The 15,252-nt window shown below is 60.6% G+C and carries 10 protein-coding genes, 2 tRNA genes and 1 rRNA gene; 8 read left to right on the forward strand and 5 right to left on the reverse strand.

Annotated elements, in window-relative coordinates; genetic code table 11:
* Window positions 1-196: 196 nt before the first annotated feature.
* Window positions 197-1,930: a gamma-glutamyltransferase gene (gene ggt, locus AC07WT_RS22885; RefSeq protein ID WP_494948709.1), complete on the forward strand. Its 1,734-nt coding sequence runs from the start codon at window positions 197-199 to the stop codon at window positions 1,928-1,930.
* 116 nt (window positions 1,931-2,046) lie between these two features.
* Here ggt and AC07WT_RS22890 read toward each other — a convergent pair whose 3' ends face one another.
* A complete protein-coding gene (locus AC07WT_RS22890; RefSeq protein ID WP_494948710.1) occupies window positions 2,047-3,084 on the reverse strand; it encodes a S1C family serine protease in 1,038 nt (345 codons plus the stop codon).
* Window positions 3,085-3,268: 184 nt separating this feature from the next.
* On the opposite strand from AC07WT_RS22890, the gene AC07WT_RS22895 reads away from it, so the two are divergent.
* The gene (locus AC07WT_RS22895; protein WP_494948711.1) at window positions 3,269-3,694 is read left to right on the forward strand and encodes a VOC family protein; all 426 of its coding nucleotides are present in this window, start codon (window positions 3,269-3,271) and stop codon (window positions 3,692-3,694) included.
* Window positions 3,695-3,903: 209 nt separating this feature from the next.
* Window positions 3,904-4,830, forward strand: coding sequence for a polyphosphate kinase 2 (gene ppk2 / locus AC07WT_RS22900; protein ID WP_494948712.1), 927 nt, complete (start codon window positions 3,904-3,906; stop codon window positions 4,828-4,830).
* Between the two features lie 51 nt (window positions 4,831-4,881).
* Here ppk2 and AC07WT_RS22905 read toward each other — a convergent pair whose 3' ends face one another.
* Both AC07WT_RS22905 and AC07WT_RS22910 read right to left on the reverse strand, forming a co-directional pair.
* A complete protein-coding gene (locus tag AC07WT_RS22905) occupies window positions 4,882-5,265 on the reverse strand; it encodes a VOC family protein (RefSeq protein WP_492595967.1) in 384 nt (127 codons plus the stop codon).
* Between the two features lie 184 nt (window positions 5,266-5,449).
* Window positions 5,450-7,036 carry an inorganic phosphate transporter gene (locus AC07WT_RS22910; protein WP_494948713.1) on the reverse strand — a complete coding sequence of 529 codons (1,587 nt, stop codon included), beginning with the start codon at window positions 7,034-7,036 and terminating at the stop codon, window positions 5,450-5,452.
* A gap of 361 nt (window positions 7,037-7,397) precedes the next feature.
* Between AC07WT_RS22910 and AC07WT_RS22915 the strand changes: the two genes are divergently transcribed.
* Window positions 7,398-8,291 (forward strand): CHAD domain-containing protein, encoded by an 894-nt coding sequence (locus AC07WT_RS22915; RefSeq protein ID WP_494951011.1) that lies wholly within the window; start codon window positions 7,398-7,400, stop codon window positions 8,289-8,291.
* 121 nt (window positions 8,292-8,412) lie between these two features.
* Here the strand turns inward: AC07WT_RS22915 and AC07WT_RS22920 are convergent, their stop codons facing one another.
* Window positions 8,413-9,459 carry a VTT domain-containing protein gene (locus AC07WT_RS22920; protein WP_494948714.1) on the reverse strand — a complete coding sequence of 349 codons (1,047 nt, stop codon included), beginning with the start codon at window positions 9,457-9,459 and terminating at the stop codon, window positions 8,413-8,415.
* 321 nt (window positions 9,460-9,780) lie between these two features.
* On the opposite strand from AC07WT_RS22920, the gene AC07WT_RS22925 reads away from it, so the two are divergent.
* Window positions 9,781-10,188 carry a hypothetical protein gene (locus AC07WT_RS22925; RefSeq protein WP_494948715.1) on the forward strand — a complete coding sequence of 136 codons (408 nt, stop codon included), beginning with the start codon at window positions 9,781-9,783 and terminating at the stop codon, window positions 10,186-10,188.
* 188 nt (window positions 10,189-10,376) lie between these two features.
* On the opposite strand, the gene rpoD is transcribed toward AC07WT_RS22925, so the two are convergent.
* On the reverse strand, window positions 10,377-12,371 hold the full coding sequence (gene rpoD, locus AC07WT_RS22930; RefSeq protein ID WP_494948716.1) for an RNA polymerase sigma factor RpoD: 1,995 nt from the start codon (window positions 12,369-12,371) through the stop codon (window positions 10,377-10,379).
* A gap of 791 nt (window positions 12,372-13,162) precedes the next feature.
* Here rpoD and AC07WT_RS22935 point away from each other — a divergent pair.
* The 3 genes from AC07WT_RS22935 to AC07WT_RS22945 all read left to right on the forward strand — a co-directional run bounded on the left by AC07WT_RS22935 (window position 13,163) and on the right by AC07WT_RS22945 (window position 15,004).
* Window positions 13,163-14,693, forward strand: a 16S ribosomal RNA gene (locus tag AC07WT_RS22935).
* 78 nt (window positions 14,694-14,771) lie between these two features.
* A tRNA-Ile gene (locus AC07WT_RS22940) sits at window positions 14,772-14,848 on the forward strand.
* Window positions 14,849-14,928: 80 nt separating this feature from the next.
* A tRNA-Ala gene (locus tag AC07WT_RS22945) sits at window positions 14,929-15,004 on the forward strand.
* The last annotated feature ends 248 nt before the right edge of the window (window positions 15,005-15,252 follow it).

Genomic DNA, 15,252 nt, shown 5'->3' on the forward strand with positions numbered 1-15,252 from the left:
CCGCCGGTTTGAGCCGTTGCCCGCCGCGCAATTCGTCGCCGTTCATCGTGATTGAACGACACTGAGCGACGCGATTTTTGTGTGCCGCAACCCGCACCAATGGTGTGCAACGGCCTGGCCAATGCCAGATCGGCATGTTATAAGCCCAAGGCAGCGGTTCCCATTGTCACAAGAGCAATGTCATGGAGGAGATTCAATGAGGTTGTTTCACAACGCTAAAGCGTCCGCGAGCGGACTCGCGCTGGTCGCACTCGTTGCCGTTTCGGCAGGCTTTCTGGAAGCCACGCCCGCTTACGCCAAACCGCCCGCAAAAGCGCAACCGGCCGTTCTTACCGCTTCCGCCATTGCGGTCGCCGACAAGTACAGCGCCGACGCCGCCGAGCAGATCTTCAAGGAAGGCGGCAATGCCGTCGATGCGGCAGTCGCGATTGCCTTCACGCTTGCCGTGACGTATCCGGAAGCGGGCAATATCGGCGGCGGCGGTTTCATGACGCTCTATGTCGACGGCAAGCCGTACTTCCTCGACTATCGTGAGCGTGCGCCGCTGGCAGCCACCAGGAACATGTATCTCGACGACAAGGGCGAAGTCGTCAAGGGCATGAGCCTGTTCGGCTATCGCGCGGTCGGCGTGCCGGGCACCGTCGACGGCATGTGGCAGGCGCAACGCCGCTTCGGCAAGCTCAAGTGGAAGCAGGTGCTGGCGCCGGCGATTCACTATGCGCGCGACGGCTTCGAAGTCAGCGAGCAGTTGCAGCAGCGCCGCGACGCGGCGGCGAAAGACTTTGCGGGCAAGACCAACTTCGATACCTACTTCGGCGATCTGAAGCAGGGCGTCAACTTCAAGCAACCCGATCTCGCCGCGGTGCTCACGCGCATTTCGGATCAAGGCGCGAAAGACTTCTACAGCGGCAAGACGGCCGATCTGATCGCAGCTTCCATGCGCGGTCACGGCCTGATTACGAAGGCTGATTTGCAGCAGTACAAGGCGGTGTGGCGTCAGCCGATCCAGGCGGACTGGAACGGTTATCACGTGATTACCGCTCCGCCGCCGAGCTCGGGCGGCATCGGTCTCGTGCAATTGCTGAAAATGAAGGCCGATATTGCGCCCGACTTCAAGGACGTCAAGCTCAATTCTCCGCAATACGTGCATCTGATCGCGGAAATCGAAAAGCGTGTGTTCGCCGACCGCGCGCAGTATCTCGGCGATCCTGACTTCTACAAGGTGCCGATCGCGCAATTGACCGACGACGCCTACATCGCCAAGCGCGCCGGCGAAGTCAATCCGAACGCGCCTACGGACACGAAGAGCATTCAGGCCGGCCTCGGCACGTCGATGCCGGAAAAGGCGGAAACCACGCACTTCTCGGTGATCGACAAGTGGGGTAACGCGGTGTCGAACACATACACCATCAACGGCTACTTCGGCTCGGGCGTGGTGGCGGACCGTACCGGCATCGTGCTGAACGACGAGATGGACGACTTCTCCGCCAAGCCGGGTGTCGCCAATATGTTCGGCGTGGTGGGCAGCGACGCGAATTCGATCGAACCGAAAAAGCGCCCGTTGTCGTCGATGAGCCCGACCATCCTGACCAAGGACGGCAAGGTGTCGCTCGTGATCGGCACGCCGGGCGGGTCACGCATCTTCACGTCGATCTTCCAGGTGATCAACAACATTTACGACTTCAACCTGCCGTTGCAGGAAGCCGTCGGCGCAATGCGCTTCCATCATCAGCTGTTGCCGCCGAACACGATCTTCTGGGAGCCGTACAAGCCGATCGAAGGCGAACTCGCCAAGCAGATCGAAGCCAAGGGCTACGCGCTGAAGGGGCAGGATTTCAGTGGCGACATCCAGGCGATCAAGGTCAACGGCGATACGCCGGAAGCCGCGGCCGATCCGCGCGGCCGTGGCGTGACGCGCGTGATCCAGTAAGCGTTTGATCCAGGTCGGGCGGTGCGTCGTGGTGACGTGCCGGCCACAGCAGGAAAAAAGGCCTCGCGCGAAATATCGCGCGAGGCCTTTTTCATACCGGCGGGAAGCCGCTCGAATCAACTGCTCTGCTCGACCGGCGTCAGTGTCAATTCGAGCCGTTGCGCACCGCGCAAAATCGTTACGTTGACGGGTTTGTCGATGCGCGACGCATCGAGCGTGCGTTGCAGGCTATCGACGTCATGCACCGCGAGCGCGTCGATCGCGACGATCGTATCGTCGGTGCGTAGACCGCCGAGCGCGGCAGGGCTGCCTTTGACGATTTCCATCACATGCACGCCGCTCGCCGAACTCAAGCCGAAATAGCGCTGCATGCGGCGCGACAGCGGCCTCGTCGTCCCCGCCACGCCGATGTATGCGCGCCGCACGCGCCCGTACGCAAAGATCTGCATGATGACCCACTTGGCGGTGTCGATTGCGGTGGCGAAGCAGATCGCCTGCGCGCCGGGAATGATCGCGGTGTTCACGCCGATCACCTGGCCCGCAGAATTGATCAGCGGACCGCCCGAATTGCCCGGATTGAGCGCGGCGTCAGTCTGGATCACGTCGTAGATCATGCGGCCCGAGGTCGACCGCAGCGAGCGGCCGAGCGCCGACACCACACCGGTGGTGACGGTTTGCGCGAGCCCGAGCGGATTGCCGACCGCGATCGCAATCTGCCCGACTTTCAGCCGCGACGATTCGCCGAGTTCGACGTGCGGCAAGGGCTCGGGCGAGCCGATACGCAGCACGGCCAGATCGCTGCCGGGGTCGTCGCCGACCAGGTCGGCGTCGAATTTCGCGCCGTCGGCGAGCGTGACGCGAATGTGCGTGGCGCCGTGCACGACGTGGCTGTTGGTGAGCAGGTAGCCGTCGGGCGTGAACAGGAAGCCGGAGCCGGTGCCGCCGCGCGCGTTGCGGCGACCCGCTTCGCCCGGCCGTCGGCGTTCGACGGAAATGAAGGCGACCGCCTGCTGGACGCGTTCCAGCGCACCGATCACGGTGCGGGAATAGGCGTCGAGCAGGGCGTCGTCGGATAAGGGATTGAGTGGGTGTGGCCCGGGGGCGTCGGACGCGGCGCGCGACGGGTCGTCGATGGAGCTAGGGCGGCTTCCCATGGCGATGCTCCGGATGAACGGAAATGGAGATGCGGGGCGCCGCGTGGGTTTTCAAGAGGGGGCAACCCTCGCGGCGCAGGCGCTGCCTGTGAGACACTTTCCCGTGCCGGCCTGCGCCGCCGCGCCTGCGGGAATGTCCGCGCGCGGTGAGTGGCGGGCTTGCCATGCCAAGGAGACAGCCAGAATGAACTCGCCCGCTACATCGGTTGCAGCGACTACAGCGACCGCAGCGACCGCGGCGACCGCGCCGACGGAACCGCAGATCGAATCGCTCAGCGCCATCACCCTCGCCACCTGCGATATGCCACGCGCGGTGCTGTTTTACGAAGCACTCGGCTTCCCGATGAAATTCGGCGGCCCGCAGGAAGCGTTTACGTCGTTTGCGTTCGGCGGGACGTATCTGAATCTGATCATCGATACGCGCGCGCCGGTCAACTGGTGGGGCCGCGTCATCGTCTATGTGTCGGATGTCGACGCGCTCTACCGGAAGGCGCTGGCGGCGGGGCTGAAGCCGTCGCTCGAACCGTCCGACGCGCCGTGGGGCGAGCGGTACTTTCACATCACCGATCCGGACGGTCACGAATTGAGCTTCGCCAGGCCGCTGCGCTAACGCCGGGTGGGCTTGCAAAATCGTTATCATGGTTCTCAGCAAGGCGTGCAGGCCGCCGGCGCGCGCCGCCCATTTACGCAAACCCGCCGCAAGCGCGCAGCTTTCAGACCGGTAACACGGCTGACACCTCGCGCTTCGATAATCGGCGCATTTGCGTGCGCCGCGTTCGCGTGGCGCACGTATTCATTTCTGCTGCCAGGAGAACTGCGATGAAAGAGCTGGATTCGAGACCCGAGGCCGAAATGCTGGCAGAGCGGCAGCGCCGTTTCGAGGAAGACCTCATCGATGCGTACGACGAGGAGCTCGAAATGGAGATCGACGACCGCATTATCGACGGCGCCCAGGGTTTCACGCCCGAGAATCGCGAGGCGCGCAAGATGTACTTTCGCGAGCTGTTCCGGCTGCAGGGCGAACTCGTCAAGCTGCAGGACTGGATTGTGCAGACCGGTCATCGGCTCGTGGTGATTTTCGAAGGACGCGATGCGGCAGGCAAGGGCGGCGCGATCAAACGCATCACGCAGCGGCTCAACCCGCGCGTATGCCGCGTCGCAGCACTGCCGGCGCCGAATAACCGCGAGCGTACGCAATGGTATTTCCAGCGCTACGTGTCGCATCTGCCGGCGGGCGGCGAAATGGTGCTGTTCGACCGCAGCTGGTACAACCGCGCAGGCGTCGAGCGCGTGATGAATTTTTGCAGCGACGAGGAGTACGAGGAGTTCTTCCGTTCGGTGCCGGAATTCGAAAAGATGCTGGCGAGAAGCGGCGTGCAGATTCTCAAATACTGGTTTTCGATCACCGACGAAGAGCAGGAAATCCGCTTCCAGAACCGCATCCACGACCCGCTCAAGCAGTGGAAACTGAGCCCGATGGATCTGGAAAGCCGGCGCCGCTGGGAAGCCTATACGCAGGCCAAGGAAGTCATGCTGCAACGCTCGCACATTCCCGAAGCGCCGTGGTGGGTCGTGCAGGCGGTCGACAAGAAGCGCGCGCGGCTGAACTGCATTCACCATCTGCTGAACCAGGTGCCGTATCACGAGATCGAGCACCCGCAGATCGAACTGCCGGCGCGGGTCTATAACGACGAATACATCCGCCAGCCGGTGCCGCAATCGATGATCGTGCCGGAAGTGTATTGATACCGGACCGGCGAAATACAACAGGCGCGAGGAACAGGCCGGGAACAGGCTCTACGCGCCGAGTTTATAAGGGCGCGTCATGACCTCGAGCAAGTGGCCGTCGGGATCGTCGAAGTAGACGCCGCGGCCGCCGTTGTGCAGATAGGTTTCGCCTGCGCGTTGTTTGCCGGGGTCGGCCCAGTACTGAAGGCCCCCGTCACGAATACGCGGGAAGACCTGGTCGAATTCGTCGTCGCTGATCAGAAACGCGTAATGCTGCATGACGATCTTGCCGTCGCTTTCGAAGAAGTCCAGCGAGACGCCGTTGGCAAGCTGAACGACCAGCATCTGGCCGAACTCGATGGGGCTCGGCAGCCCCAGAATGTCGATGAGAAATTTTGCCGACTTCTGCTTGTCGCGGCACCAGACGATGGTGTGGTTTAGCTCTACGCTCATGTTCCGCTCTCACCTGTTTTGGCCGGGCAGATCCTTCCTGGTCAGGAAGGGCCTTGCATTGCACCACGGATTCGCTCCATGGATACAACATAGCCGACGCCCGACGGCATGCAAGTGAAATGTAACTACGGCCACTACGGCTGCGGCTCTTCCGGGGGCCGGCCGCCTGACCGGCCCCGGCGGCTTAGAACACCATCCGGAACAGCCAGTACAAGCTCGCGGCCAGTGCGATCGAAACCGGCAGCGTCAGCACCCACGCGAGGATCAGGCTGCGCACGGTAGCCCATTGCAAGCCGGAGCCGTTGGCCGCCATGGTTCCGGCCACGCCCGACGACAACACGTGCGTCGTCGAGACCGGCAAGCCGTATGCGTCGGCCGCGCCGATCGTCAGCATCGCCACCAGTTCAGCCGATGCCCCCTGGCCGTAGGTCAGATGCTGCTTGCCGATCTTCTCGCCGACCGTCACGACGATGCGTTTCCAGCCCACCATCGTGCCGAGACCCAGCGCGATGGCGACCGCGACCTTGACCCACGTCGGGATGAACTTCGTCGCGTGATCGGTTTGCGCCTTGAAGTTCTTGATGGCCTTGGCGTCGTCCGGGGAGAAGGCGGGCTGTTTGGCCTTGTCCATCAGGCGGATCGCTTCGGACGCGACATACATATTGTTGCGCACGTTATCGACCATGCTTTGCGGCACGGCCGCCATCGATCCCAATGCGCCGACCCGACGGCCAATCAGCTCGGTCAGTTGCTGCAAAGCCGGCAAGGTCGCAGGCGTCAATTGGCGTGTGCGCACATAGGCTTCGACATCGGCGCGCGGGTCCGCGGAAGGCGCCGCGCCGTTGGTGTACCTGGCAAGCGTCGCCGAGGCTTGCTGCGAGACCGCGAGGTAGGTCTGCGTTTCAGCCGGCGTGACCGCCTTGTTCAACGCATACGCTGTCGGCACTGTGCCGATCAGGATCAGCATGATGAGGCCCATGCCTTTCTGGCCGTCGTTCGAACCGTGCGCGAACGAAACACCGGTGCAGGTCAGAATCAGCAGGCAGCGAATCCAGAACGGCGGCGGTTCCTTGCCCGTCGGCTCGGCATACAAGGCGGGAACGCGCACCACGGCTTTCAGGATCAGCAGCAGCAAGCCGGCCGCCAGAAAGCCGACCAGCGGCGAAAACAGCAGCGACTTGCCGACGCCGAGCGCCTGATTCCAGTCGACGCCGCTGGTGCCGGATGGGCCATGCATCAGCTGATTCATCAGGCCCACGCCGATAATCGAGCCGATCAGCGTATGCGAGCTGGACGAGGGCAGTCCGAAATACCAGGTGCCGAGATTCCAGATGATCGCGGCGATCAGCAGCGCGAAGACCATCGCGAAGCCGGCGCTGCTGCCCACTTGCAAGATCAACTCGACAGGCAGCAGTTGCAGGATGCCGAACGCCACTGCACCGCTTGAAGTAAGCACACCGAGAAAATTCCATGCGCCAGACCAGACCACCGCAATGTTGGGCGCGAGCGAGTGCGTGTAAATCACGGTGGCGACTGCATTCGCAGTGTCATGAAAACCGTTGACGAACTCGAAACCGAGTGCGATCAGGAGTGCAATACCAAGCAGGAAATAAGGCAGAACAGAGGCTTCGCGAACCGGCTGTAAATCGTCTAGCAAATGGGTGGCGCAATAAATGGCGCCCACTGCGATCACAACCAGGAAAATGATAAGGCCGAGATTGCGCCCCTTGCCACTTGCAGCGCCCGGTTGCGGATACGAAAGTTCCGGCATGGCCTGTGTCCTCAAAGTTTGTCACGCGGCTTCCGATCGTGAGCGGCCCGCGTGTCGCAATGATGACAGCGGTGTGACACCTATGCTGGACTGGATCTGGAGGGGAAGTGCGCGGATATTGTCCGCGCACTGGGAGATATGCCGCCAGAGACGTAGCGGTTTTGAATGCTTAGCGATCCGAATAACATCAGCTACACGGCCGTGGAGATATCTGCTGTTGAAGCGTCACCGAGGCAGCGGTTATAACCCCGCAAGAATCATTCCTGAAAAGTGCCTTATGGCTCATTTATACGTATTGCATGAATATCCATCAACACCTTTTTTTGCTACGCTGCAAAGAGGGTTTTTTGAAGGATGTTCGATGAAACGCGAAAGCCGGAAGGGCGAAAAAAGCTCCGACAAACATGCCGACAAGCACGCCGCGGATAACCCGCTGGCCGGCGAACAGTCCTCCGCGGAGGCGGCGTTCGCGTCGTACGCGGCGCCACTCGTCGATGGCGCCATCGAATACGCGGCCGCGGTGCGCGAGGATGCATCGCCCGAATTGCTGCACCAGCTGCGCGTGTCGCTGCGGCGTCTGCGCTCGCTGTGGTGGGCGTTCGAGCCACTGCTCGACAAGGGCGAGAATACGCGGCAACGGGCGCTGTACAAGTATCTGGCGACGGCGGCGGGCACAACACGCGATTGGGACATTCTGATCGAACTGATGACGCAGAACGATACCGGCGCGCGAGCAATGGCGCCGAAACTCGAAGAGATCCGCAGCGTCGCGTTGGCAACGAGCCGCGAAACCCTCTCGAACGCGGACGTCAAGCATCTGTTGCGCGATGCCTTGGCCAGCGCTACCAAGGAGCTGAACACCGCGCATGAGCGCGTGCCGCTGAGCAAATTCGCCGGCAAACGCGTGGCCACTTCCGAACGCTCGTTACGCAAGCGCATGAAGCGCGCGTCTCACGCAAAGCGCTCCAATTACACTTCGTTTCATGACGTCAGAAAGGCCGGCAAAAGACTGCGTTATCTGCTCGAATTTTTCGGACCGGTTCTGCATGGCAGCCACGAACGTACGCTTAAACTGCTTAAGCAGATTCAGAAACGTTTCGGTACGCTGAACGATATTGTCGCAAGCGAGATGCTGCTGCGTGACAATGCAGCCTTGCTGGCGGGTTCGGGCGACATCGAGGCGGCGCTTCAATGGTTCAGGAAGGAACGCAAGCGCCGGATGCGGTCGGCCGCGGGGCTGCTGCGCAAGTTGTGAAGCAATGGGGCGGCGCCGCGCGCGCTCGAGCACAAGAGCTGGACGAACCCTATTTGCGATGCGCGTTGAGCTGATTTGCCAGGCGATTCTTTTGCGAAGGAAGCGATGCGCACGTGCAGCGTCAAACACTTTCGCTGCGCCGTGGAGCGAGTCCCCGTAGCGTTACTGCGTCGCGCGTGTCGCCGGGTGGTTTGGCGGTGCGTTTGCCGGTCGTCAGTTCGTCGACGGGCGAGAGCGGCTCGACGGGAAAGCCGCGTCGTTGCCATGCGTCCAGACCGCCTCTTAGTGCGCGAATTCGCGTGTAGCCGTTGCGGCGCATCCGTTCCGTGATGTCGACGGCGGTCGCGTTGTCCGCGCAGATGCAATAAATCACGGTGTCATAGGCGAGCAGCGCGCCGTCGATTTGTTCGGAGGAGTGCGGATCGAGCGCCAGCGCGCCGGGGATGCAGCACGCCGCCTCATGCGTCAGCGCCTCTGGACGCGCGTCCAGGATCATGGGCGGGGCGATGCGGCGCCATCCGGGCGGTGCTGCTGCCGGATCGGCATCGGGTGCGGCCAGCGCCAACCGCCGACGCGCGCGGCCCTGCTGCAGCAGACGAAACGCCAGGTACACCAAGGCGGCTGCCAGCAGGATGTCGACGACTGTGCCGCCGCGTGCTCTGACAAAGACGAGCAGCATATGCAGTTGTTTTTCTGCCGCGGCGCCGCCGAGCAGCCAGAAGGCGGCCCACGCCGTCGCGCCCGCAATGTCCCAAGCTGCGTAGATGCGTGCATCGACGGCTGTCGTGCCCATCAACGGCGGGGTGAGGAGCGCGAGCCCGGGGACGAACTTCGAGATCGACACGAGTGGAACGCCGAAGCGCTCGAATAGCGAGCGTGCTTTGCCGACTTTCGAATCGATGGCCGGCGAAAGCCGGCTGAGCACAGAGATCAGTCCGCGGCCGTAGATGCGGCCTGCGGTGAACCATGTGCCGTCGCCGATGAGCGCACCGAGAACGGCGGCGACGAGAACCGGCCAGAAATTCAGCGAGCCGGCTGCGATCGCCGAACCCGCGAACAGTAGCATGGGGACCGCGGGGATCGGCACGCCGAGGCGTGTCAACAGGACGTTCAGGAATACGACTGCGGCGCCCCAGGTCGAAACCGCCGAAGACGGAAACTCTACCAATTGTGATGCTCCTGTTGGCTGGCGTTTTTTTGCTGGGCGCAAAAGGTGTTCGAGTGGGGGTATAGGTTCTTATGTTGGTGAGAATACTCGAAGGGAGGCAAGGGGTGGTTTTTGCCTTTGAAAAGAAACCGAACAGAGCCACATGGGATGTCTCACTTACTCTCCCTTACGGACACTCAAGATTTGCCTCCCCGACGTCGATAGACCCTATAACCAACCATACGTCGAGCTGCGTCTTTGCGGACGCACGCAAGTACGTGCCTGACCAAACCGCCGTGGAAAACGGGGCGTCGCGCGCGTAAGAAATGAAGGGAGCTTGCCGTGCAAATCAACAGTGCGTTGTCGTCTACAGCGTCGGGACCAGGTAACTCTGTGGTGGTGAGCAAGGACGCGACGAAAAAATCGCCTGCTGCTGGGAACGACGCGTCTATCCAGACAGACTCGAAGCCTGACACTTCCACGCAGGATTCTGCAGTTCATATCTCGGCGCAGGGCGCCGCGACGGCAGCACAAGAGGCGCGCACGGGGCAGGGAGGTGAGGCGGCAAGCGACCCGGTTGCGGATGACGCGTCCGCAACCAACGTCTCAGCGGCCAAGTCATTTGCCTACGGCACGCTCGGCCTCGAGCGGCCGGATCAGCCTCAGGAAAAGCGCAACGCGTTCTATACCGCGGGGCGTTGGCTCGCTGCGGGAATCACTATCGGCGGGATCATTTCGTTGCTCGCCTGAAGCGTTGCGCCTCGGCAAGCGAGCCGGACTGTGGCGGCAATCGCTGTCGACGCAATCGGTATGAGATGAGGGTGTGAACTGGGGGTATGAGATGCGGGTATGAGATGCGGGTATGAGATGCGGCTCGCCAATGCTTCTTCGCGGCTTGCGCTTGCCGTGCATCGCGCACGACAAGCGCAACTGCCCGCTTAGCGGTCGAGGAACGACTTCAGCCGATCCGCGCGGCTCGGATGCATCAGCTTGCGCATCGCCTTGCTTTCGATCTGGCGAATCCGCTCGCGCGTGACGTCGAACTGTTTGCCGACTTCTTCCAGCGTATGGTCCGACTTCGTGTTGATGCCATAGCGCATACGCAGCACCTTCGCTTCGCGCGGCGACAGCGAGTCGAGCGCGTCGTCGATCGCGGCACGCAAGTCGGCCTGCATCGCTGCGTCGGCCGGCGAGGAAGCGGCCGAATCTTCGATCATGTCGCCGAGCGTGGCGTCGCCGTCGTCACCGACCGGCGTTTCCATCGAAACCGGCTGCTTGGCGATCTTCAGAATGCCGCGCACTTTCTCTTCCGACAGTTCCATGCGTTCAGCCAGCACGGAAGGATGCGCTTCCTGGCCGGTCTGCTGCAAAATTTCGCGCGAAATGCGGTTGAGCTTGTTGATCGTTTCGATCATGTGCACCGGCACGCGAATCGTGCGCGCCTGGTCGGCGAGCGAACGCGTCACGGCCTGGCGAACCCACCACGTTGCGTACGTCGAAAACTTCCAGCCGCGCCGATATTCGAACTTGTCGACTGCCTTCATCAAACCGATGTTGCCTTCCTGGATCAGGTCGAGGAAGAGCATGCCGCGGTTCACATACTTCTTCGCGATCGAAATTACGAGGCGCAGATTCGCCTCGATCATTTCGCTCTTGGCTTTGCGCATCTTCGACTCAGCCGCGACCATCTGACGATTGATCTCTTTCAGATGCTTGAGCGGCAGCGAAACCGTCGCTTCGATGTCGATCAGCTTTTGCTGTTCCGATTGAATGGCAGGCAGATTGCGCTCGAGCGCTGCACCGAACGACGACGACCCGCGCGCTGCGCGCTCTGTCCAGCCGAGGTCGGCTTCGTGGCCCTTGAACGACTCGATGAACTGCTCGCGCGGCATGCCGCTCTTCGTCACGACGATTTGCAGAATGCGGCGCTCGATTTCGCGAACCTGTGCGACCTGGCGTTGCACGTCGCCGCACAGGCGGTCGATCGTGCGGGCCGTGAAGCGAATCTTCGCGAGGTGCTGCTGAATCTCTTCGCGGGCCCGCAGATAAGCTTTCGAGGTGACGTCGCCGCGCGTGTGCGACGCGTTCATCTGGTCGTACAGGAGGCCGACCTGGGTGAAGATCTCGAGGCAATCGCTAGTCAGCTGCTTCAGACGGGCTTCGTCCGCCGCCGAGGAATCGGCCGGGCCGATGTCGTCGTCGCTATCGCTGTCGTCGTCATCGCTGGCGTCGGTATCGACGTCCGCCATTGCGTCGGCGCTCGCATCTTCTTCCGCAGCAGCGGAATCTTCATTGAGACCGTCGACCAGTTCGTCGATGCGAAGCTCGCCGTCCACGACCTGTTGGGCGCTGGCCAGGATTGCGGAGATCGCGAGCGGGCAAGCGGCAATCGCCTGCACCATTTCGTGCAGGCCGTCTTCGATGCGCTTTGCAATTGCGATCTCGCCCGCACGGGTCAGCAGCTCGGTTGCGCCCATCTCGCGCATGTACATGCGCACGGGATCGGTTGTGCGGCCGAATTCGGAGTCGACCGTCGACAGCGCGACTTCGGTTTCCTCGTCTGCCTGATCGTCCGACACCACCGCGGGCGCGTTCGAGTTCAGCAGCAGGGTTTCCGCATCCGGAGCCTGCTCGTAGACCTGCACACCCATGTCGTTGAACGCGCTGACGATGCTGTCGATCGCCGCGGTTTGCGCGAAGTTGTCGGGCAGGTGATCGTTGATCTGAGCGTGGGTCAGGTAGCCTTGCTCCTTGCCCAGCTGGATCAGCGCGCGCATCTGGCGCTGACGCTCTTCGGCCTGTTGCGGCGGCAACTCGGCTGCTACGGGGATCGCCTTGCCTGCGCCCTTGCCTTTGCCGGCGCGGCCGGAGGGTGCCTTGGCAGGGTAGCCTGCCGTTTCGTGTTGCGAATCTTCGCGATCAAAAGGGTTCACGTATTCTCCTCTAGAGGCTTCGCTATGAGACGCAAGACGCGACCGTCAGGCGTTTCGAGCATGGCTCAACATCACCTGAGTGACTCAACGCGGTTGTTTGGCTGTGCTCTGGGGAGCAAAAAAGATGAGCCCGCTCGAAGCGGGCCGATAGAAATGCACGAAATTCGCGCGGCTCGCATTATATACGAGCTTGCGCCATTGCGCACATTGTGAGCACACCAATTCGTGTGCTCACTCGCGGTGGGCTCGGTCACGGTCTGCCCAAGTGCCAAGCGCGGGCTTGTCAGGGATGTGCATCATCAGTACGCCACGCGCAGGGACGGGTCGCTCACTATAGATGAACTCGTTCGTCCTCACACGGTGCGATTTGCTACGGAGGAGCCTGCTATATGTAGAGGGCACAACTTTTAGCGTCGATTCACACTTACTTAAAAGAAAATTCACAAAAGGGGGTTGACGACGTGTCAGTCGTTCTTCATAATCTCGTTTCTCTGCTGCTGATGCAGCGACGCAGAACGAAGCGGTGCCGGGTGGTTGCAGTGTGGTGTGCAACGCGGTGCGGGTTCGGTAGTGACTGCGGAATCGATCTTTAAAAATTAACAGCCGATAAGTGTGGGCGCTTGATGCGCGACGCGCCGGTGGGCCCTTCGGGATCTGCCGGGACAAGCGAAAGTATCAAGTCTCACACAGTATTAGAGGAAGGTTTGCCTGTTGAGAGACAGGCGTAATCATCGTCAGTACGTTGAGTGAGCGACCGGTCTCGAAAGAGACCGAAAAACAGTAACAGGTTTGAACTGAAGAGTTTGATCCTGGCTCAGATTGAACGCTGGCGGCATGCCTTACACATGCAAGTCGAACGGCAGCACGGGAGCAATCCTGGTGGCGAGTGGCGAACGGGTGAGTAATACATCGGAACGTGTCCTGTAGTGGGGGATAGCCCGGCGAAAGCCGGATTAATACCGCATACGCTCTACGGAGGAAAGGGGGGGATCTTCGGACCTCCCGCTACAGGGGCGGCCGATGGCAGATTAGCTAGTTGGTGGGGTAAAGGCCTACCAAGGCGACGATCTGTAGCTGGTCTGAGAGGACGACCAGCCACACTGGGACTGAGACACGGCCCAGACTCCTACGGGAGGCAGCAGTGGGGAATTTTGGACAATGGGCGCAAGCCTGATCCAGCAATGCCGCGTGTGTGAAGAAGGCCTTCGGGTTGTAAAGCACTTTTGTCCGGAAAGAAAGCCTCGGCCCTAATACGGCGGGGGGATGACGGTACCGGAAGAATAAGCACCGGCTAACTACGTGCCAGCAGCCGCGGTAATACGTAGGGTGCAAGCGTTAATCGGAATTACTGGGCGTAAAGCGTGCGCAGGCGGTTCGCTAAGACCGATGTGAAATCCCCGGGCTTAACCTGGGAACTGCATTGGTGACTGGCGGGCTAGAGTATGGCAGAGGGGGGTAGAATTCCACGTGTAGCAGTGAAATGCGTAGAGATGTGGAGGAATACCGATGGCGAAGGCAGCCCCCTGGGCCAATACTGACGCTCATGCACGAAAGCGTGGGGAGCAAACAGGATTAGATACCCTGGTAGTCCACGCCCTAAACGATGTCAACTAGTTGTCGGGTCTTCATTGACTTGGTAACGTAGCTAACGCGTGAAGTTGACCGCCTGGGGAGTACGGTCGCAAGATTAAAACTCAAAGGAATTGACGGGGACCCGCACAAGCGGTGGATGATGTGGATTAATTCGATGCAACGCGAAAAACCTTACCTACCCTTGACATGTATGGAACCCTGCCGAGAGGTGGGGGTGCCCGAAAGGGAGCCATAACACAGGTGCTGCATGGCTGTCGTCAGCTCGTGTCGTGAGATGTTGGGTTAAGTCCCGCAACGAGCGCAACCCTTGTCCCTAGTTGCTACGCAAGAGCACTCTAGGGAGACTGCCGGTGACAAACCGGAGGAAGGTGGGGATGACGTCAAGTCCTCATGGCCCTTATGGGTAGGGCTTCACACGTCATACAATGGTCGGAACAGAGGGTTGCCAAGCCGCGAGGTGGAGCCAATCCCAGAAAACCGATCGTAGTCCGGATCGCACTCTGCAACTCGAGTGCGTGAAGCTGGAATCGCTAGTAATCGCGGATCAGCATGCCGCGGTGAATACGTTCCCGGGTCTTGTACACACCGCCCGTCACACCATGGGAGTGGGTTTTACCAGAAGTGGCTAGTCTAACCGCAAGGAGGACGGTCACCACGGTAGGATTCATGACTGGGGTGAAGTCGTAACAAGGTAGCCGTATCGGAAGGTGCGGCTGGATCACCTCCTTTCTCGAGCTAACGTGTCAACGCGTTGAGCGCTCACGCTTATCGGCTGTGAAATTAAGACAGATACGCAGACAGACTCAGGGGTCTGTAGCTCAGTCGGTTAGAGCACCGTCTTGATAAGGCGGGGGTCGATGGTTCGAATCCATCCAGACCCACCACTGTTTCTGCGGTGGCTGCAGCTAACCAACCGAAGACCTCTGAGGTATCAGATACAGGTAGTGATTATCTGTGTATGACTGGGGGATTAGCTCAGCTGGGAGAGCACCTGCTTTGCAAGCAGGGGGTCGTCGGTTCGATCCCGTCATCCTCCACCAATCTTCAATGCCTAGCGTTCGGTTCCGGGTTTCCGGGATTAACCGAGCTTTATGCATTGGCGATTGAGCCAGTCAGAGTGATACGCGGTTATAGCAACTGCGATATCGGCTGTCGTTCTTTAACAATCAGGAAGAAGTAGTAAAGAGATTCACGAAAGCATACCTGGAGATGGGTGTGTGAGTAGGTGAATCAGGGTTGTGATTGTATCAATGTATGAAAAGAGAGATCGAAAGATCGCTTTTGGAAT

Source organism: Paraburkholderia sp. GW821-FHT02A12, assembly GCF_059422005.1.

Coding starts and splice junctions, on each gene's coding strand:
- ppk2 (WP_494948712.1), top strand. CDS start 3,904: ATGAAAGAGCTGGATTCGAGACCCGAGGCCGAAATGCTGGCAGAGCGG.
- AC07WT_RS22895 (WP_494948711.1), top strand. CDS start 3,269: ATGAACTCGCCCGCTACATCGGTTGCAGCGACTACAGCGACCGCAGCG.
- AC07WT_RS22890 (WP_494948710.1), bottom strand. CDS start 3,084: ATGGGAAGCCGCCCTAGCTCCATCGACGACCCGTCGCGCGCCGCGTCC.
- AC07WT_RS22915 (WP_494951011.1), top strand. CDS start 7,398: ATGAAACGCGAAAGCCGGAAGGGCGAAAAAAGCTCCGACAAACATGCC.
- ggt (WP_494948709.1), top strand. CDS start 197: ATGAGGTTGTTTCACAACGCTAAAGCGTCCGCGAGCGGACTCGCGCTG.
- AC07WT_RS22910 (WP_494948713.1), bottom strand. CDS start 7,036: ATGCCGGAACTTTCGTATCCGCAACCGGGCGCTGCAAGTGGCAAGGGG.
- AC07WT_RS22905 (WP_492595967.1), bottom strand. CDS start 5,265: ATGAGCGTAGAGCTAAACCACACCATCGTCTGGTGCCGCGACAAGCAG.